General features: G+C 42.9%; 21 protein-coding genes and 1 pseudogene. All 22 read right to left on the bottom strand.

Annotated features, from left to right (window positions below; translation table 11 throughout):
- Positions 1–10: 10 nt before the first annotated feature.
- The 22 genes and pseudogenes from KH180_RS01740 to KH180_RS01635 all read right to left on the bottom strand — a co-directional run bounded on the left by KH180_RS01740 (position 11) and on the right by KH180_RS01635 (position 20,035).
- The gene (locus KH180_RS01740) at positions 11–967 is read right to left on the bottom strand and encodes a hypothetical protein (RefSeq protein ID WP_290755778.1); all 957 of its coding nucleotides are present in this window, start codon (positions 965–967) and stop codon (positions 11–13) included.
- Positions 945–1,400 carry a hypothetical protein gene (locus KH180_RS01735; protein ID WP_290755777.1) on the bottom strand — a complete coding sequence of 152 codons (456 nt, stop codon included), beginning with the start codon at positions 1,398–1,400 and terminating at the stop codon, positions 945–947. Before KH180_RS01735 ends, KH180_RS01740 begins: the two co-directional genes overlap by 23 nt.
- Positions 1,401–1,509: 109 nt before the next feature.
- Positions 1,510–2,415 (bottom strand): metallophosphoesterase family protein, encoded by a 906-nt coding sequence (locus KH180_RS01730; protein WP_290755775.1) that lies wholly within the window; start codon positions 2,413–2,415, stop codon positions 1,510–1,512.
- Positions 2,412–3,536, bottom strand: a complete 1,125-nt coding sequence (locus KH180_RS01725) for a DUF4474 domain-containing protein (RefSeq protein WP_290755773.1) — start codon at positions 3,534–3,536, stop codon at positions 2,412–2,414. Before KH180_RS01725 ends, KH180_RS01730 begins: the two co-directional genes overlap by 4 nt.
- 406 nt (positions 3,537–3,942) lie before the next feature.
- Entirely contained in the window at positions 3,943–5,160 is a 1,218-nt protein-coding gene (locus KH180_RS01720; RefSeq protein WP_290755772.1) for a hypothetical protein, read from the bottom strand.
- A gap of 381 nt (positions 5,161–5,541) precedes the next feature.
- A pseudogene (lysS, locus tag KH180_RS01715) lies at positions 5,542–7,014 on the bottom strand (lysine--tRNA ligase); the annotation flags it as partial.
- A gap of 12 nt (positions 7,015–7,026) precedes the next feature.
- Entirely contained in the window at positions 7,027–7,506 is a 480-nt protein-coding gene (gene greA / locus KH180_RS01710) for a transcription elongation factor GreA (protein ID WP_290755769.1), read from the bottom strand.
- A gap of 116 nt (positions 7,507–7,622) precedes the next feature.
- Positions 7,623–8,549 carry a glycosyltransferase family 2 protein gene (locus KH180_RS01705; protein ID WP_290755767.1) on the bottom strand — a complete coding sequence of 309 codons (927 nt, stop codon included), beginning with the start codon at positions 8,547–8,549 and terminating at the stop codon, positions 7,623–7,625.
- An 11-nt stretch (positions 8,550–8,560) separates the two neighbouring features.
- Complete coding sequence (gene dusB / locus KH180_RS01700) at positions 8,561–9,544, bottom strand: tRNA dihydrouridine synthase DusB (protein ID WP_290755765.1); 984 nt, start codon at positions 9,542–9,544, stop codon at positions 8,561–8,563.
- Entirely contained in the window at positions 9,528–10,295 is a 768-nt protein-coding gene (locus KH180_RS01695; protein ID WP_290755764.1) for a type III pantothenate kinase, read from the bottom strand. Before KH180_RS01695 ends, dusB begins: the two co-directional genes overlap by 17 nt.
- Positions 10,296–10,297: 2 nt before the next feature.
- Positions 10,298–10,627, bottom strand: a complete 330-nt coding sequence (locus KH180_RS01690; RefSeq protein ID WP_290755762.1) for a DUF6145 family protein — start codon at positions 10,625–10,627, stop codon at positions 10,298–10,300.
- Positions 10,628–10,638: 11 nt separating this feature from the next.
- Positions 10,639–11,622 carry a biotin--[acetyl-CoA-carboxylase] ligase gene (locus tag KH180_RS01685; protein ID WP_290755760.1) on the bottom strand — a complete coding sequence of 328 codons (984 nt, stop codon included), beginning with the start codon at positions 11,620–11,622 and terminating at the stop codon, positions 10,639–10,641.
- Between the two features lie 3 nt (positions 11,623–11,625).
- On the bottom strand, positions 11,626–12,564 hold the full coding sequence (argF, locus tag KH180_RS01680; protein ID WP_290755758.1) for an ornithine carbamoyltransferase: 939 nt from the start codon (positions 12,562–12,564) through the stop codon (positions 11,626–11,628).
- A gap of 38 nt (positions 12,565–12,602) precedes the next feature.
- Positions 12,603–13,256: an SGNH/GDSL hydrolase family protein gene (locus KH180_RS01675; protein WP_290755757.1), complete on the bottom strand. Its 654-nt coding sequence runs from the start codon at positions 13,254–13,256 to the stop codon at positions 12,603–12,605.
- A gap of 81 nt (positions 13,257–13,337) precedes the next feature.
- Entirely contained in the window at positions 13,338–14,087 is a 750-nt protein-coding gene (locus KH180_RS01670; RefSeq protein ID WP_290755755.1) for an amino acid ABC transporter ATP-binding protein, read from the bottom strand.
- The gene (locus KH180_RS01665; protein WP_290755754.1) at positions 14,077–14,760 is read right to left on the bottom strand and encodes an amino acid ABC transporter permease; all 684 of its coding nucleotides are present in this window, start codon (positions 14,758–14,760) and stop codon (positions 14,077–14,079) included. Before KH180_RS01665 ends, KH180_RS01670 begins: the two co-directional genes overlap by 11 nt.
- 11 nt (positions 14,761–14,771) lie before the next feature.
- Entirely contained in the window at positions 14,772–15,578 is an 807-nt protein-coding gene (locus tag KH180_RS01660; protein ID WP_290755751.1) for a transporter substrate-binding domain-containing protein, read from the bottom strand.
- A gap of 73 nt (positions 15,579–15,651) precedes the next feature.
- Positions 15,652–16,623: an SPFH domain-containing protein gene (locus KH180_RS01655; RefSeq protein ID WP_290755748.1), complete on the bottom strand. Its 972-nt coding sequence runs from the start codon at positions 16,621–16,623 to the stop codon at positions 15,652–15,654.
- Positions 16,624–16,633: 10 nt separating this feature from the next.
- Positions 16,634–17,059 carry an NfeD family protein gene (locus KH180_RS01650; RefSeq protein ID WP_290755746.1) on the bottom strand — a complete coding sequence of 142 codons (426 nt, stop codon included), beginning with the start codon at positions 17,057–17,059 and terminating at the stop codon, positions 16,634–16,636.
- 1 nt (position 17,060) lies between these two features.
- A complete protein-coding gene (locus tag KH180_RS01645; RefSeq protein ID WP_290755744.1) occupies positions 17,061–17,834 on the bottom strand; it encodes a TrmH family RNA methyltransferase in 774 nt (257 codons plus the stop codon).
- A gap of 57 nt (positions 17,835–17,891) precedes the next feature.
- Complete coding sequence (locus tag KH180_RS01640; protein ID WP_024726545.1) at positions 17,892–18,536, bottom strand: potassium channel family protein; 645 nt, start codon at positions 18,534–18,536, stop codon at positions 17,892–17,894.
- A 140-nt stretch (positions 18,537–18,676) separates the two neighbouring features.
- Complete coding sequence (locus KH180_RS01635; RefSeq protein WP_290755740.1) at positions 18,677–20,035, bottom strand: TrkH family potassium uptake protein; 1,359 nt, start codon at positions 20,033–20,035, stop codon at positions 18,677–18,679.
- Positions 20,036–20,070 lie beyond the last annotated feature (35 nt).

Genomic DNA, 20,070 nt, shown 5'->3' with positions numbered 1-20,070 from the left:
TGCTCCAAATCTACTCTCCCTTATGCTTTTTAAATCCAAATTTCTTTCCGGCAGGATTAATCTTGGTGATATTAATCTCTTCCTCATTCACCCTGCTTTTGGGAATCGCTTTGACATAGTAGTAGTAATCCTCATCCTCAAACTCCAGCGTTTCCTTTCTGGAGTAATCAATGACAATCTGAAAAAACTGCATGATCATCACCACAAGGATACTCACTGCCGCAATGACCAGTTCGCCACCGATATCTACATGATTTCCGGTAAAAAATCCTCCTACCAGCACAATAATTACGTAGGCAATACCTCCGATAAAAATCGAAAAATACCAGCCATAGTCTACCTGCATTCTGCGGATCCCTACAATCAGGGCGGCCACAAATATGAAACAAAGAATATAAATAATTAATTCCTTATTCTCTATCGTTCCCTGAAGTACAAAATTATACAACTGGCTTCCAAAGGAACCATTGTTTACCTGTACAACGCCGCTCTGTACTGTCTGTGCAAAAATATACAGAAATGTTCCCATGACAATCGCCGGTATTCCGGTGATGCCGATGAATGTACCTACAAACAGCGGTATCACGGCAGACAAATGAAAAAAGAAGAACACCGGGGTCATAAAAAACAAATATCTCATTTCAGGAAACATACGCTGATACAAAAGATAGTATATCCCGACAATAATCAAATACAATATAGCTATCTCGACCGATACCATGGACAAATGAATGATGATGATCAGATTGCACAGCAGAAATGTCATAGAGAACGGCAGAAATACACAGATTCCCGCCAAAACCAATGTGCTGAACGGCTGGCTCAGTATTTTAGAATATCCAAACAGGGAATTGATCACATAAAATATAAACAATCCTCCAATGAACTTTCCCAGAGGTCCGCAGACCTGCCAATGGGATGAAAGGAACTTTATAAGCTTTTCCCTATAAATCAATAATTTTTCCATCTGCCAACTCCTCTGTATCTATCTTCGGGCTGTTATCCTCGTTCTCTTCTTCCTCATAAACTTCAAGAAGCTTTTCCAGCTGTCTCTCATATGCGTTAATCCGTACCATAGCCTCATTATAGCGTCGTTCTGCCCTGGCCCGGGTGGCTTTTACATAGCAGAAAAAAAGAATGCCAAAACAGAATAGTATGAATACTGCAGGCACGGCAATGGTCCCTTTGCGCATCATGGAAATCACATTTTCTATTTGAAATATAATAATAACTCCGGTAAGAAGTATAAGTGATACCACTAAAGCAACCCCTACCTTCATTGTTTCCATTTTTACATAATCGCTGCAGCTGTATCGGTTTATCCTCAAATCTTTTGCTCCCTCTTTTTTTTCATACTGAGCAAGAGCAGTCATAATCTTCACTTTTTTTTCTGAAATCACAGGATCTACCCCTCCTTTTTAGCCGCACCGCCGGACATGTTGACATTATATCACAAAATGAGGTACAGACCAAGGCGTCTGTACCTCATTGTTTACTCTTTTATTTACTTCAGCTCATCTGACAATATTCCGCAAGATCTGCCGGACCTTCCAGAACTTCTCTCTCCACTCTCAGAATCCGGTCCTCTCCGGACCGGACAGACCATTTCACGAGAGAGATTATATTATGCTCAATCTCTATACAGGTGATACAGCGCGGATGCACACAGCTCCCGGAATTAAAATAAAATCCTTCCTCCGGCTTAGAAAAAGCAGGACGGTGCGTATGGCCTGCAATCAAAATCTGCTTCCGGTCACTGCTGTAATCGGCCAGTCTTTTCTCTACACGTTCTTTGGCTTTCCTCGGCCGCCCGGCACCGGTAGGGTCCAAGAATCCAATCAGTTCCATATGGCGCCATACATACCTTACTAAAAACCTGGCAAGAGGCCAGAGTGTATCATTCAGAAAATCCCCCTGATAACCGTGAACCATGAATAATTCTTTTCCATTTTCACTGTTTCGGAAAACCAATCCTTCCTCCACAGTAATTTCCGGCAGGAGAGGCTGATTCGCACGATCGCAGTCACAATAATAATGTCCGCAGTGGCGGTTCATATAATTCTTATCCCGTTTGACAATATCATGGTTTCCATAAACCATATAGAGCCGTTTCTTCTTATAAAATCTCGAAAGCATCCAAAAGATATCATCGTGAACCTCTACAATGGTTTTTAATTTCCTGTTTTCCCACAGTTCATCCCCGTCGCCAAGTTCAATATAGGTAAATCCTCCGTTGAAGTAATATTCCAATGCCCCGAAGCATACTGCCTGATTAGCAAGAAAATTATCTCCTGCGTTTCCCTGCCCCCGGTGGCAGTCACTCATAATCACCAATTTAGAACCAGAGTCAAATGATAAAACCGGCGCATGTGCATAAACCCGGTCCAGTTTCCGCTTTACTGTCCTGTAACTCATTCTTCCCTCTGTTTTCCGCAGTCTCTGCAGGAATCTGGTTTCCGGCAGCAGCAGTCATGAGGCTTGCATCCCCGATTCGGCGGGCATGGATGGCATACCGGTTCCGGAGGACATGAAGGCTTAGGCGGGCATGGCGGTTCTGGAAGACATGGTGGTTTTGGCGGGCATGGCGGTTTTGGCGGATGCGGCCTCTTTCCCTTCAGCCAGTCAATAATCCATTCAAATGCTCCATACAGGCCTTTTGCATAGAGAGAATCCACAAATATTGTGTAGAGTTCCGGCATAACTGCCTTTATATATTCCACTTTATCAAGTGTATCACTGTACTTTTCAGTAGAGAATTCATATAATCTGCAGTTATTTCTGTTTGTTTTCTGGACCACAGCTTCACTCAATCCATCTTGGGCTTCCGGCTGCACAGAATGAGGCTCCGTATAATGTATATTCACTGTATTTTTTCGGACAGAAAATTCCCTTCTTCCATATCCAAGATTTCTCAGGCTGTCTGTAAATGCATTCCTCATTTCCGGATTTGGAAACGTTATGGATGCATCCATAGTAAGGGAATCTTTTTCAGAAAATTCTCCAAGCTTAAAACCAGTCAGCCACCAATGGACAGCCTTGCGGCGCAGAATGACTTTTCCATTTTTCCTCAGGACAAAAGACAGCGGCAGCCTCTCGTCATCTCTTATATTTTCGTAAAAAGTTCCCCGAAACCTTTCATCATCAATGTCTTCCCTTTCTGTATTGTATATACCTATTTCTCCTCCGGTTGTAATTCCGTACTGCCCTTTCCACAGTTCTATCAGCCATCTTTTCCCTCCATAAGAGAATGTAACAGGCTCACAGTCCATGATCATATTAAACATGGGTGCTGCTTCATCGTAAAGGCGGCAGTATCCTACTTCCCGCTGCCAGCAGTTCATTAAAGAATAAAAGTAATCACCATTTATTTCATATGCAAACCCCGCATCTTTGAGGTCGGCATTTAAATCCATCTGTTGCTGCTTCTTATCCGCACTTGGTCGAAACCGGCGGCTTCTGATCCGCCATACGATTAGAACAGCCAGTACAGCTATAATGACAATAGCCGCAGCAATTATAATAGAGGTTACTAACACACTTATCCTTCCTTTATTTATCTTTGTAATACATTTTATTCCGATTGAACATCTTACGTTACAGTATCTCTGCAAACCTCTTTTTCTCCCCCAACGCCTCATTCTTTGAAAGGTTTGTACACTTTGCGCGGCAAATGCGATTTGCCAAAGGCAAATAGTTTCTCTGTTCAATAAGAAAGAGAGACTGTTTTTTCAGTCTCCCTTTCAATTTCTGTTTCTTCTATTGCCTTTTTGATATCTTCTGCATATACTACCATAGTAGTTGCAGTATCTCTGTGTCCCATGATTTACTGAATATCGCTATCCTGTAATTTGGATATCGGATTCTTTTCGGAAAAATTATAATTGCTACCTTTAAACTCTTATATCTTCCCTACAACACCGTCTTTTCACATGCGTTCCTCTGTTATTCGGCACTTGCAATGTATATCCTGTTTTCATCAAAATAAATTTGTGACGTATGATTATATATACGAACCATTTCATTCATTTGCTGTATAATTCCTGATATTTCGGGATTAGCGATAGATGCAAACTCTTTGACATATTTCATTTCTAATTCACTAGCATTTTTTTTGATCTTTGCACCACTGCCCTGAAGAAATTCATCTACTTGTCCTTCCTTTACAACAGGTATTGCACCAATAAGTTTTCCAGCTCCTTTTGTTGCCACGCCTAATCCCTTTAGCAAATTTGTTTCCAAGGAAGAATCGCTCTCTTTTTCTATGCTCTCTGATGCCTTTCTAAACATTTCTCTGTATGTATTTGCCAATGACACCACCTCATCTTTGACACCAGAGATATTCTCTTCTTTAAAATTCCCACTAAGCATAATTTCTAATAATGATGCTAATGAATAGATATAAAGCGATAATCGATAGAACTTAAATTTGTCCTGCAGTTTATCCAATTTTGATTTCACCTGCAGCTGAACAGTAATTAACTGCTTTGAATTAAGCAACCCTGATACTTCTTTCTGATATAAAAGCATATTTTTACGGGCAGTTCTCTGAATATCCAAAACCAGCTTGTGGTTATTTTTTACATAAGTTTCATTATCCCAATTTGATTTGTACTTATTAACGATATAGATCAGTGTTTCAATGTCAGCTTCTATTTCTGATTTCTTTTCTTTTTCCAAGAAATCAAGAATCTGCTTTTGCATCTCAGCAATTCCGTCCAGTTTTTTTTCTATTAAAAATAATGCTGCTGCCATCATCATTGTTGCCGGATCAATCGGCAGAACAGTAGCTGTTGACGCAGATAAAGGTCCAGCCTCTTGTAACTGTACAAACTTAGATTTTCCCGTAGATGTCTTAAGCGCGCCCCAAAAATTTCCATTCTTTGCTTTTTGTAAAGTATCTCCAATCTCTGCATTCGCTAATTGAAATAACCCATTTACATTGACCGTTGTAGTTTGTGTCACTGTATGTAATGATGGAATCAAAGACGACACTCCTGCCCCTAACGTGGCAAGTTCAGCTATTGGAATACTAATTGTATTTCCAACTTCAATTTGCTTTTTTACATCATCCAGCATATCCTCTGCAACTCGAATTATTTCATTTTCTCCGCTTAATACTTCTAAATCTTCAGATGTATTCATTTTTATGACTTCTCCCATAAAATTCCTCCTTATTGTGATATCTAATTACAATATTTTTATAAGAGTTCTTGCAAATTTTACGAATCGGCTGATACTTTATAAGTTGATATTCTTCATGAACTATATGTAAATTATACCACTTAAGCACAATAACATCAGGTAAAATTCTGGATCTTTATTACATTTTATATGTTTGAATACCTTCCCTTTTTATGGTAACACAAAACCAGCCATAAGGTTCACACCTCACAGCTGGTTAATTACTTTTTTCACATTTATCCGCAGATTCTTTATTGAACTACAAAATACATGATTTAAATGTGATGTAAAATTTGATTCTTTAATAACTGTTTTTTATTAAAAATTGCTTATATATGGGCTTTCTTGCCTCAATTATTTGTCTAATGACTTCATTGTCGGAAATAACAATACATCCCTGATAGCAGATGAGTCTGTCAGCAGCATGACCATACGGTCAATCCCAAATCCGATCCCTCCTGTAGGCGGCATTCCAACTTCCAGCGCATTCAGGAAATCTTCATCTGTAGAATTGGCTTCCTCATCTCCCTGAGCCAACAGTTCTTCCTGAGCCTTAAACCGTTCTCTCTGATCGATCGGATCATTCAGCTCAGAATATGCGTTTGCCATTTCCCATCCGTTCATGAAAAATTCAAAACGTTCTACATAGTCCGGATTTTCAGGTTTTCTCTTTGTAAGCGGAGAAATCTCAACCGGATGATCCATGACAAATGTAGGCTGAATCAGTTTATCCTCTACAAACTCTTCAAAGAATAAATTAAGGATATCACCTTTCTTATGGCGTTCTTCGTACTCTACATGATGTTCCTTTGCAGCCGCCCTTGCTTCATCCAGTGAATGGATTTCGTCAAAATCAACCCCTGCATATTTCTTTACCGCTTCCACCATTGTAATCTTCTCAAACGGTTTCCCAAGATCCATCTCAATGCCATTGTACGTAATCGTTGTGCTTCCTACGACTTCCTGTGCAAGATAACGGTACATATTTTCAGTCAGATCCATCATACCGTTATAATCAGTATATGCCTGGTATAACTCCATCAATGTAAATTCAGGGTTATGTCTTGTATCCACGCCTTCGTTTCTGAATACACGGCCAATCTCGTATACCTTTTCAAGTCCGCCTACGATCAGCCTCTTTAAATAAAGCTCCAGAGAAATACGGAGTTTTACATCTTCATCCAGCGCATTATAATGAGTCTCAAACGGTCTCGCCGCAGCTCCTCCGGCATTGGCAACCAGCATCGGGGTCTCCACTTCCATAAATCCCTGTCCGTCTAAATAAGAACGGATCTTACTGATGATCTTAGAACGCTTGATAAATGTGTCTTTGGATTCTTCGTTCATAATCAGATCTACATATCTCTGGCGGTATCTTGCATCCGTATCCTTTAATCCATGGAATTTCTCCGGAAGCGGCTTTAAGCTTTTGGATAAAAGGACAACTTCCTTTGCATGAATAGACTTCTCACCAGTCTTTGTTGCAAATACAGTTCCCTTGATCCCGATGATGTCTCCGATATCCATTTTTTTGAAATCCTTGTACTCCTCTGTACCGATCTCATCTCTTGCCACATATGCCTGAATCCGGCCCTGCAGGTCCTGGATATTGCAGAAAGAGGCCTTCCCCATGACCCTTTTAAACATCATCCTTCCCGCAACCGCTACTTCTTCCCCTTCCAGTTCTTCAAAATGATCTTTAATCTCCATGGAATGGTGGGTTGTATCATACTTCATAATTTCAAACGGGTTTTTCCCGGCACTCTGCAGCTCTTCCAGCTTATCTCTCCGTACCTTGACCAGTTCACCCATATCTTTGTTCTGTTCTGCCACTTTCCAATCCTCTTACTTTCTCTTTACGTCTAAAACTTTATATTTATTGACCTGGCCTACGCCTTCCACTTCTACCACATCTCCGATTTTAGCCCCAAGCAGTGCTTTTCCGATCGGTGCTTCATTTGAAATCTTATTGTTCAAGATATCCGCCTCTGTGGAACCTACAATATGATAAGTCACTTCTTCATTAAATGTCATATCTTCTAATTTTACAAGGCAGCCAAGGCTGATGACACCATGCTGGAACTCTTCATCAATAACTTCAGCATTTTTCAGGATCTGCTCTAACTCTTCGATTCTTGCCTCAATATCCCTCTGCTCGTCTTTCGCAGCATCATATTCTGCATTCTCCGATAAGTCACCCTGCTCTCTTGCTTCTTTAATCTTCTGGGCAACTTCTTTTCTCTTTACTACTTTTAAATCCTGTAATTCATCCTCTAAAGTCTTTAATCCTTCCTGAGTCAGAATATTCTTCTTTGCTTCTGCCATATTTTCGCTTCCTTTCATTCTATATCAATACTTCTGTCCGTCTGGTTCGTACACGCTCATCCGTAAATTATATCCCAGCGGTAATTTGTTTGTCAACTAAGGATTGTTCTCTTTCTTTAGTTTTTCTCTTTTACAATGTAAATGGGTCTGCTTTTAGCCTCCAGATAAGTCTTTGATAAATATAATCCCACGATTCCGGTACAAAGCAGCTGCACACCACCTAGTGAAGTGATAATACACACCAAAGACGGCCAGCCGGCAACCGGATCTCCTACCAGAAGCGCACGGATAATGATTACAATCAAAAGAATAAAGGAAAGCATACAAATCACCACTCCAATGACAGATACAATGGAAAGCGGAGTTGTAGAAAAAGCAATAATCCCTTCCATAGCATAATGGAACAGCTTCCAAAACGACCATTTCGTTTCTCCTGCCACCCTTTCCACATTCTCATATTCCAGCCACTTGGTTTTAAAACCGACCCATCCAAAAATACCTTTTGAAAACCGGTTATACTCTTTCATTGACAGGATAGCATCCACCATGGAACGTTTCATAAGCCTGAAATCTCTTGCCCCGTCTACAATATCCGCATCTGACATCTTATTAATAATCTGATAAAACTTCCTTGCAAAAAATGACCGGATCTTAGGCTCACCTTTTCTTGTGACCCTTCTGGTAGCTACACTGTCATACTCGCCTTCCTGAATAACTTTATACATATCCGGAATCAGTGACGGAGGATCCTGTAAATCCACGTCCATCGTTACTGCATAGTCCCCGTCAGCATTCTGAAGACCTGCATAAAGTGCTGCCTCCTTTCCGAAATTTCTTGAAAAGGAAATATACCTGACCCTGTCATCTTTTTGTGCAAGCTCTTTCAGAACTTTAAGCGTACCGTCACTGCTGCCGTCATCAATAAACAGCAGCTCAAACTTCAGATCCGGGATTTTCGGCATAACGTTCTGCATTTCTTCATAATAATAAGGAATCGCTTCTTCTTCATTAAAACACGGAACAATACATGTGCATAATTCCATACTAAGCCCTCCTATTTCTCGTATCCTCTTATAAGGTCAGCCAGTTCTTCAATACTCTCTGCATGATTTACCTGATCTCTCAGCTTTGCTGCTCCGGCAAGTCCGTGCGTATACCACGATACATGTTTTCTCATCTCCCGAATCCCGATATACTCACCTTTATATTCTATCATCATCCTGGCATGCCTGAGAATCATCTCTGTAATCTCATTCATCTCCGGTCTCTGAAGAAGTTCTCCTGTCTCAAAATAACAGCACAGCTCTCTGAAAATCCAAGGATTTCCTTTGGCACCTCTGGCAATCATTAGGCCGTCACAGCCTGTTTCGGCGAGCATCCTTTCAGCATCCAAGGGTGAGTTGATATCCCCGTTTCCTATAACCGGAATGGTCACTGCTTCTTTTACCTGCCTTATAATATCCCAGTCCGCCTTCCCGGAATAATACTGCTCTCTTGTTCTGCCATGAACAGCAATTGCCGCTGCGCCGCTCTGTTCTGCAATCTTAGCCATCTCTACTGCATTGATGTGCCGGTCATCAAAGCCTTTCCGGATCTTTACGGTAACCGGCACTTTCAGTTTATCTGCCATACTGCGGATGATCTTCCCGGCCAGCTTAGGGTTTTTCATCAAAGCCGATCCATCCCCGTTGTTTACGATCTTCGGAACCGGACATCCCATATTAATGTCGATAAGATCAAAACCCATTTCCTCCATCCGGACAGCCATATCCGCCATCAATTCCGGCTCTGATCCAAAAATCTGGGCGGCAATGGGTTTCTCTGTTTCCTCTTTCTCAAGAAGCGGGCCTGTATTGGGGCTGTTATAGTACATTCCCTTTGCGCTGACCATCTCTGTATAGAGAAGCCCCGCTCCCATCTCCTTGCATAAAAGCCGGTAAGGAAGGTCTGTAACTCCTGCCATTGGAGCTAGTAAAAAAGGATGTTCTATTTTAATATCTCCAATGGCCAATGGATTTAATCTACTGCTGCTTTTCATAAATAATCCGCAATCCCTTCAATGTCAGTGTGTCATCAAAACAGTTGATCTCCGGAACTTCTTTGGAAATCATCTTGCCCAGTCCTCCTGTGGCGACAACCTTCATGTCTTCGAACCCTGTTTCCTTTTTCATCTGCTCAATGATATATTTTGTCTCACCGATAACGCCATACATAAGCCCTGCCTGCATGCTTGTAATCGTATTTGTGGCAAGAATACTCTCCGGAGTCTTAATTTCTATTTCCGGAAGCCTTGCGGCTCCTTTCCAGAGGGCGTTGGCAGAAGTACGGATGCCCGGGGCTGTCACCCCGGCTAAAAAGACGCCGTCTTCCGTCACAACATCATAGGTCGTCGCTGTCCCATAATCGATTACTAATGTAGGACCCCCGTAGATCTCATAGGCTGCTACCAGATCCACGATCCGGTCTGCTCCCACTTCCCTGGGATTCAGGCGTCCAAGGTTGATCCCTGTTTTAATGCCGGGTCCCACGATCACTGGCGTCACATCGAAATATTTGATAATCCCGTTCGTCAGGGAATACATAATATTCGGCACTACAGATCCGATAATAGCTGCATCAATCTCTCTCGTGTCAAGACCTTTTGCAGCGATCATATCCCGGATCAGAATCCCGAATTCATCGGAAGTCCTGGGCAGCTTTGTAGTAATCCTGAACAATTCCACCAGATCCTTATCCACAAAAATACCTGCTGTAATATTGGTATTTCCCACATCCATTGTCAATAACATCTCTATACCTCTTCTCCCAGAAAAAACACTCTGAAAAACAATTCCAGCGATTCCCAAAGATCTGCTTTGTCCCGCTGCATTTCTTTTATTTTCAGTGCACTTCCAATTTCATCATAAAAATAATCATTGTCTGCGGCTGTTGTCTTAAATGAAAGCTTTCCTTCTTCATCAAACTCCAAAGTCAGGATGCCTCCGATTTCCTCCGTATACAAAACACAGGCAATCTTCAGTTCATCCTTTATCTGCTGGGGAAGAGATTCAAAATCTTCATTTAAATAATATTTTTTTTCATATCCGTTGGAACCGCAAAGGACCATCGTCTCCTGATACATACTTCCTCCTGTCATACACTGTAGCCATGAATTCCTCTGATTGAAACTTCTCCGGAAAATATCTCCTGTGTCCGGCCAAGGGAATCTTCCACTGTAAGTTCACCCCGCCTGTTAATCCCTCCGGACCGGCAGATGTACTCATCCTTTCCCCGCACTACCTTGATCTCCTGTCCATAGTGGGCAAGAAAACTGTTGTATTCGTCCATCAGTGCAGAAAAGTCTTCTGTCTTTCGAAAGATCTCATAGTCTTGTTCAAAATGCTTCAGAACCTGGCACAAAAGCCTTGTCCGGTCTACAGGTTCTCCTGCTTCTGCAAGCAGGGAAGTAGCCTTGTCCCTGACTTCCTCCGGAAAGTGGTCAATGTTTGCATTAATTCCAATACCCACGACAATATAGTTCAGCTCATCCATCTGTGCACTCAGCTCTGTAAGGATTCCACAGACCTTTTCCCCGTTAATCAGTACATCATTCGGCCATTTGATGCTTCCGTCAATGCCTGCTGCATCTTTGATCCCTTTCTCTACTGCCAGAGCCGCCACAAGAGTCAGCATGGAACTGTTTTCAAGCTCAATATCAGGCCTCAGTACAAAACTCATCCAGACGCCCTGTCCCGGCACGGAGATCCATGAGCGGCCTCTTCTTCCTCTCCCGGAGGTCTGTTCTTCCGCAGTCACAAGGGTCCCATGAGCAGCCCCCTGCTCTGCAAGCCTCCTTGCCTCCAGATTGGTAGAATCCACAGTTCTCATGACCTTTACTGTTCTGCCGAGCCAGCAGGTTGAAAGGCTGCTTTGAATATCTTCGGCGCACAGCACATCCGGACATTGAACCAGTTTGTAGCCCTTGTTGCTGACAGAATCAATAACATATCCCTCTTCCCTCAAAGCCTTGATATGCTTCCAGACTGCTGTTCTTGAAACACCGAATTTTTGACACAACTCCTGTCCGGACAGATAACCGTCTTGCTGTTTTAATTCCCTGAGAATCTTTTCTTTCATTGCTTAGTTTTCTCCAAGAGTCGCAACCATGACCGCCTTTATCGTATGCATACGGTTTTCCGCTTCATCGAAAATCACTTCTGCATGCTTCTCAAAGACATCCTCCGTGACTTCATTGCCTTTCACCGCCGGTAGACAGTGCATGACGATGCTCGTATCTTTTCCGGTCTTTTTCATCAGTTCATCATTGACCTGGAATGGCTTTAACAGAGCTACTCTCTCTGCAGCCTTATCTTCTTCTCCCATTGAACACCAAACATCTGTGTAAATGCAGTCTGCTCCTTTTACTGCATCTGTATCTTCTGTAAAAATAAGTTCCGCACCGGACTGCTTTGCGTACTCTTTGCACTGATGAATCAGCTCCTCTTTCGGCCAAAGGCTCTTCGGCGCAAGACAAGTAAAGTTTACACCCATTTTTGCACAGCCGATCATCAGAGAATTGCCCATATTATTTCGTCCGTCTCCTGCAAAAACGAAGTTCAGCCCCTTTAACTGCCCGAACTGTTCTCTCAGGGTAAGAAAATCAGCCAGTATCTGTGTCGGATGGTAGTCATCCGTCAGGCCGTTCCATACCGGTACTCCGCTGTATTTTGCCAGTTTCTCCACATTCTCATGTAAAAATCCCCGGAATTCAATACCGTCAAACATTCTTCCGAGAACTCTGGCTGTATCCTCCACACTTTCCTTATATCCAAGCTGAATATCGTCTTTTCCCAAATATTCAGGATGTCCTCCCTCGTCAATACACCCGATCGTAAATGCACATCTTGTCCTTGTGCTGGGCTTTTCAAATATAAGAGCAATGTTTTTGCCTTTGAGACTGTCTCCTGTAATTCCTTTTTTCTTATCTGCTTTTAACTTTGCCGCAAGATCCAGCAGATAGCCGATCTCTTCCGGGGTAAAATCTTTCAGTGTTAAAAAATTTCTTCCTTTTAAATTCATCTTTCTTCCTCCGTTTTATGGGCTTTGCATAACAATCATTATATAGCACTCCATATGTTTTCACAAGCCTTACTGATGGCTTCTCCGAGCTTTCGATGGCCTTCGGCACTCAGATGACATGCATCTTTTTCAGACGGTTCTGCATACTGTGCCGCATTCAAAAAATAAACCCCGTAACATTCGGCCCATTCTTTGTATACAGAAGCCAGACGTTTAGAATAATCACAGGCTCTTTCAAATCCCATTGTCTCACCGTCAGAAACCTCCCGTATATTTTCTCCGACTAAAATAGGAGAAACCAGCAGAATGTCCGCCGGTCTGCCGTCTTCTCTTTTCTGCGGCGTTACTTCCAGTATTTTTTTCATCAGCCTCTCAATGGCTTTCCCAATATCCACCGGAGTCAGCTGGAACCGGATCTTGAGATCATTGGTGCCAAGCATCAAAATCACCAGATCTACAGGACCATGAGAGTGAAGACACGGTTCCAGATAAGTATAGCCGTTTCTTCCCGGTCGGATCTCATCTTCAAAGCAGGTAGTTCTCCCGTTGAGCCCCTCCGGGATTACCCTGGCGCGGCCGTAAAAATTTTTTTCTAAGATACTTGTCCATCTTTGCTCGTATGGGTATCTGTATCCGCTGTCCGGATTATAACCGTATGTATTGGAATCCCCATAACACAATATTGTCTTCATCGCAGTCCTCCTTTTCTGAGACACTATAGAAAAACAGCCGCCTCTTATCCATTCATAAGAAGCGGTTGTTTTGTATCGTCTTTATAATACCTGATTCAGGAAATTGATTGTTCTTTCTTCTTTCGGATTTGATAAAAGCTCGTGGGGTTCTCCCTGTTCAACGATATATCCTGCATCCATGAAAATAATCCGGTCTGCAACTTCACGTGCAAATCCCATCTCATGTGTTACCACAACCATGGTCATTCCGTTCTTTGCCAGCTGTTTCATAACATTCAGAACTTCTCCGACCATCTCAGGGTCAAGGGCACTCGTCGGCTCATCAAACAACATAATATCAGGATGCATTGCCAAAGCTCTTGCTATGGCCACACGCTGTTTCTGGCCTCCGGAAAGCTGAGCCGGATAGACAGAAGCCTTTTCCTCAAGTCCAACATCCTTCAGCAGGTCCATGCCTACTGTTTTGGCCTCCTCCAGCGTCATTTTCTTTAACTGGACCGGAGCCATAGTGATATTTTCTAAAACAGTCTTATGAGGAAACAGGTTAAAATGCTGAAATACCATGCCGATATTTTCCCGCACTTTATTGATGTCTGTTCCCTTGTCTGTGATATCAAAACCGTCCACAACGACTTCTCCGCCCGTAATAGTTTCCAGGCGGTTGAGACATCTTAAAAATGTACTCTTTCCGGAACCGGAAGGGCCGATCAGGCAGACAACTTCCCCGTCCGCAACTTCCAGATCCATCCCTTTTAATACTTCTAAATCGCCGAAGCTTTTAACCAGTCCTCTTACTTGAACCTTTACTTTTCTCTTGTCTTTATTTTCCATAGGACAACTTCCTTTCCACAACATTTGCCACCTTAGAAAGGATGGTGCATATTACCAGATAGTAGATGGCTGCCATCACATAGATACTCATGACAGATGTAGGCTCATTGGCCGTTATAATCTGGCTGTTCATCGTAAGTTCCCGGATACCGATCGCATAGACTAAAGAGGTATCCTTGATGGAAATAATGAACTGGTTGATGATAGAAGGAAGCATGGTCCGGATCGCCTGAGGAAGGATTACTTTTGACATAGCTTTTCCGTAAGGCAGACCGAGGCTTCTTGCCGCCTCCATCTGACCCTTGTCCACAGACTCGATTCCTCCGCGGACAATCTCAGCCATGTAAGCTCCTGCATTTAAGCTGAGAGCTACAACTGCGGCCACAAACGGCCCGCCGAAATCATCCCAGTTTAAATCCATCGGCTGCAGGAAAGCTCCTGCCACTCCGTAATACATAATAAAAACCTGTACCACTAATGGAGTTCCGCGGATGATATCTACATATATTTTGCAGATAATGTTCAGTATTTTGTTTTTTGATACGCTGAACATACCAAAAATAATACCGATGATGCTGGCACAGATCAGGGAAGCAAGGGCAAGCTGCAGTGTCAGTCCCAGCGCCGTCGAGAACGACGGAAAATACTGTTGAAATAGTTCTATAAAGTTCATAATCTGTCCGCCTACTTAGTCTTAGTATATTTATCAACGATTTCCTGATATTTTCCGTTGTCTTTGATCTTCTTTAATCCGCTGTTAAACTTCTCTACAAGCTCAGAGTTTTTGCCCTTCTTTACAGCAAATCCATACTGGCTTCCGCTCTCAGATGTGAAAGCAACCTGTAATTTCAGATCCTTCTGCCCGATCTGGTAAGAGATTACCGGGAAGTCTTCAAAACATGCTGCTGCATTTCCAGTCAGCACTGCCTGATACATGGTTGGTGAATCCTTGAACTGTCTTACCTTATAGCCGTATTTGTCAGCATTTTTGTTGGCATATGTTGCACCAACTGTACCTACTTTTGCTGCCACAGTCTTTCCTTTCAGGCTGGAAAGAGCTTCTTTTTCTGCTTTTTTCTTATCTTTAATATTATCAAATGTCTTTCCGCCTTTTTTCACAGCGAATGCTACTTTGGAATCATAGTAAGCATCGGAAAAATCATATTTCTGCTTTCTTTCCTTGGTAATAGACATACCTGCGATCATTCCGTCGCTCTGTCCGGACTCTACGGAAGCCATTGCAGCATCGAAGCCAACTGCTGTGACTTTGTATTTAAACCCTTCTTCTTTTGCAATCGCATCCAATAAATCAAGATCGATCCCTACACGGTTTCCATCCTTATCTTCAAATTCGAACGGGGTAAATGTTGTGTCAGATGCAATCTTATATGTCTTTTCCTTGGAGTCTTTCTTATTTCCGCCGCCGCATGCAACCAGGCTGATTCCCATAACAGCTGCGAGACCTACTGCTAAAACTTTTTTCAATCTCATTCCTTTTTCCTCCTAAATGATAATATTCGTGCCTTTTCGTTTTGAAAAAGTACACACTAATGGATATTATATCTTATTTTGAAGAATTGGTCAAACTCTCTTCAATTTCCTCCCTCAGAGAAGGTTTTTCGTCTGCAGCTACTTCCGTGATTGATTTCACCAGTCCTGCAATTCCCTGGATCTCAGATGGAACAATAATCTTTGTAGCCTTTCCGTCTGCGGCTTTTGCAAAGGCTTCAAGGCTCTTTAACTGGAGTACGGCATTGTCCGGTGATGCTTTCTTTAAGAATTCAATACCGTCTGCGTTCGCCTTCTGGATCTGTTTGATCGCTTCTGCCTGTCCTTCTGATTCCCTGATGGTCGCTTCTTTGTTGGCTTCTGCCCGCAGAATCGCAGATTCCTTATCACCTTCTGCTTCCAGAATCACGGATTCCTTATGCCCTTCTGCACGGAGAATGGAAGATTTTTTCTCACCCTCTGCACGGAGGATCGCTTCTCTTCGTTCTCTTTCCGCTTTCATCTGCTTTTCCATGGCATCCTGAATAGCAGCCGGAGGAATGATATTTTTTAATTCCACACGGTTTACTTTGATTCCCCACGGGTCTGTTGCCTCATCTAAAGTGGCACGCATCTTTGTGTTGATTGTTTCTCTGGATGTCAATGTCTGGTCGAGTTCCAGGTCACCGATGATATTTCTTAATGTTGTGGCAGTCAGATTTTCGATCGCCATGATCGGATTTTCAACTCCATAGGAATAGAGCTTCGGATCTGTGATCTGAAAATAGACAACGGTGTCAATCTGCATAGTAACATTGTCCTTTGTGATAACCGGCTGAGGCGGAAAATCCACAACCTGTTCTTTCAGGTTTACTCTTCTCGCCACGCGGTCAATGAAAGGAACCTTTATATGAAGTCCCACAGACCATGTTTCCTTAAACGCTCCCAAACGCTCTACCACATATGCATTTGCCTGCGGTACGATCCGGATACTGGAAAGCATGGCCATAACGATGATAACAAATAAAATTATTAGTAATATAAACATTCTGCACCTCCTATTTCTTGCTCACGATTAGTTTCACACCTTTAATTTCCTCTACGACTACTTCTGTGTCTTCGGGGATCTCTCCATCATCGGCAGAGCGTGCTGTCCATTCCATTCCCTGGATATAGACCATTCCCTGCCCCTTGATATTGACAATCCTTTTTTTAACGATGCCTGTTTTCCCAATCAGACTTTCTGCATTAGTCTTTTCTGTCTTGTTGTTCAAATACTTTTGTGCCCACGGCCTTGCAAACACAAAGACAATGCAGGAAACTGCCGCAGCCAGGATCAGCTGTCCAATAAATGGCAGTCCCAGTCCGGCGGCAATGGCTGCTGCCAGCGCTCCCACTGCAAACCAAATACATGTAAGGCCTAAAGTTAATATTTCCAGCAACAGGAAAACAGCTACCGCAATCAACCAGTATACCGTATACATATCAGCTACCTCCTTTTCTCTGCCGTCTGGCCTCATACATAAGAAGGCCTCCGGCCATAGCCGCATTTAATGATTCGACCCGGCCTTCCATGGGGATCCTTATCCTCTTATCCGCCAAAGCCGCTATTCTGTCCGTCAGTCCGTTCCCCTCGTTGCCTATGAGAAATGCACTGAGTTTATCATATGATTCATCCGTATAATCTGTACCATTCAGATGCGCCGCATAGACATGAATGGACTGCTGCCTTAACAGCCCTACTGTCTCAGAGAGATCCTCCACGTAACAGAATGGTACCCGGAAAACGGAACCCATAGTAGAGCGTATGACTTTGGGATTATAGATATCCACCGTATCTTTGCTCATAATAACACCGCTGACTCCCGCACCTTCTCCAGTCCTGACCAGCGTTCCCAGGTTTCCCGGATCCTGAAGGTTTTCAAGCAGAAGAATGCTGCTGCCACTCTGTTTGAGTATTTCAGAAACCGAATGCTGCTGCATTCTTACCAAAGACAAAATTCCCTGAGGTGTCTCTGTGTCAGATATCTCCCGGAACACCTGCGGAGATACTTCCTCAAATGAGATTCCCCGGAGCAGTTCTTTATGCTCCTTCAGAAAATCACTGGAAACAAACACTTTTTCTCTGAGTTCTTCCGGAATTTCCCGAAACATACGAAGCCCTTCTGCCACAAACAATCCGGTCTTTTTTCTCTCTCTGGAGCTTTTTAAAAGCTTCACTGCCTGTTTGATCTGCTTATTCTGTGATGTTGTAATCATGAATTTTCTCCATCTGTTTCACAAGCTGCCTTCCCCGGCATACACTTCATTCCTTTGCTACCTGAGCTTAATTAAATCTTCTTTGTTTCCAATGACAATCAGGCTGTCGCGCTCATTCAGTATCTGGTCCGGATCCGGTGCTCCGTTAAAGTCCTCTCCGCTGTGGATTGCCACAACATTAATGTTGTACTTTCCGCGGATGTCCAGCTGGCGCAGATTCTTTCCGACCCATCCCTTTTTCAGATGAATTTCTACAATACTGGTCTTGGAAGACAGATCAAACAGGTCCATCACTTTTCCGCTGACAAGATTATAAGCCGTCCTTGCTCCCATTTCTTCTTCCGGATAGACCACCTCATCGGCTCCGATCCGTTTTAAAATCTCTCCTTTCAGCCTTCCGTCCGCCTTGGCAAGTATATAGGGCACTCCAATCTCTTTTGCGATCATCAGTGCCATGACACTGGCTTCCAGGCTTTCTGCAGTGGCGATGACCACTCCGTCCATTTCCTCCAGCCCGATGCTGTTCATTACTTCCATATCTGTGACATCTGCACAGACTGCACAGGTAACATAATCCACAATATCCCGGACCAGCTCTTCTTTCTGATCCACTGCCAGCACTTCCGCCCCATCCTTCATAAGATTTAAAGCCACACTCTTTCCAAATTTGCCAAGCCCAAGCACTGCATATGATTTTCCCATCTTCGTTACTCCTTTACAATAATATCGTGTAAAATATATCTCCGCAAAATACAATTTGTACTGTAGAAACTATCTCCATTTTTCACATGATTGGAGTGAGGCATTCTAAGAGCCGAACGGAAATCATGTAAAAAATGCCTTTATCCTAAAATTATATCTTCTTCCGGATAGGCTGCCAATACTTTCTTTTTGCCCCGGACAGCAAATCCTACCGCCAATGACACCGGGCCTACTCTGCCCAGATACATGGTGACGATAATTGCCAGCCGTCCGATGACACTCAGATCCGGAGTCAGCCCTTTGCTAAGGCCGACAGTACCCAATGCGGAGACACATTCATAACATGTATCCATAAAGGATGCTGTATCAGAAACCAGCACAACCAAAATAGAAGACAGAAGCACAATCAGGTTGACGCAAATAATCGTCAGAGCCTTTGGTATAACATGCATCGGAATCGTTCTCTTAAATATATGGATGGCACCCTCTTGTTTTACTGTTACAAGCACACAGTATACCAAAACAACAAAGGTCACAGTCTTAACTCCCCCGGCTGTTCCTACCGGAGATCCTCCGATAAACATAAGAATCATAGAGATCAGTGAAGACCCTTCTGTCAGTGCTGCCTGAGGCACCGTCTCAAATCCTGCGGTTCTCACAGTTACCGACTGGAACAGAGATGCCATGATCTTATTGCCCAGAGACAGATTGCCTATAGTCTTAGTATTTGCATATTCAAAGATAAAAATAAAAACTGTTCCTATAAAAATTAAAATCACTGTGGTGGACAGCACAATTTTAGAATGAAGCTTCAGTTTTCCAAAGGCTCTTCTCAGCGGAAATTCCCTGTGGATCAGCCCCCGGAATACCCGAAGCAGATCTCTCCAGACAATAAAACCGAGACCTCCCAGGATAATTAATGCCATTACAGTAAAATTTACCACTGGATTTGTTATATAGCTTCTGAGACTGTCTGTCTGTATAATATCAATCCCGGCATTGCAGAAAGCAGATACAGAATTAAAGACAGAAGCCCATATACCATATTTTACCCCGAATTCAGGGATAAACTGTGTCGCAAATAACGCCGCTCCGATTCCTTCTATTATAAAAGTTCCTTTTAAAATCTTGCGGACCAGTTCTATAAGACCGGACATTGTATTCAAGCTAAAGGACTCCTGAATCAGGATTCTGTTTTTCATCGTCAGCTTCTTTTTCAAAAACAGGAACATTCCTGTGGTGAATGTTATAACACCCAGCCCTCCAAGCTGTATCAGCACCAGGATCACCAGCTGCCCGAATGTACTCCAGTAGGTCATCGTTGTCTCCACCACCAGACCGGTAACACATACCGAAGTCGTGGATGTAAACAGTGCATTGATATACGGCGTGGCTTGGCCGCTCTTTGACGCAATCGGCAATGTCAGCAAAACAGACCCAATCAGTATGACAAATAAGAATCCAAATAAAATAATATGGACCGGCTTAATCTTTTTCATTCCCTTTCATTTCTCCTTATATACAGAAAAAGCCA

The organism is Anaerostipes sp. (assembly GCF_018381315.1).
Taxonomy (GTDB): domain Bacteria; phylum Bacillota; class Clostridia; order Lachnospirales; family Lachnospiraceae; genus Anaerostipes.
Note: the sequence above shows the minus strand (reverse complement) of the source record. Positions and strands in the feature narration are given on the sequence as shown.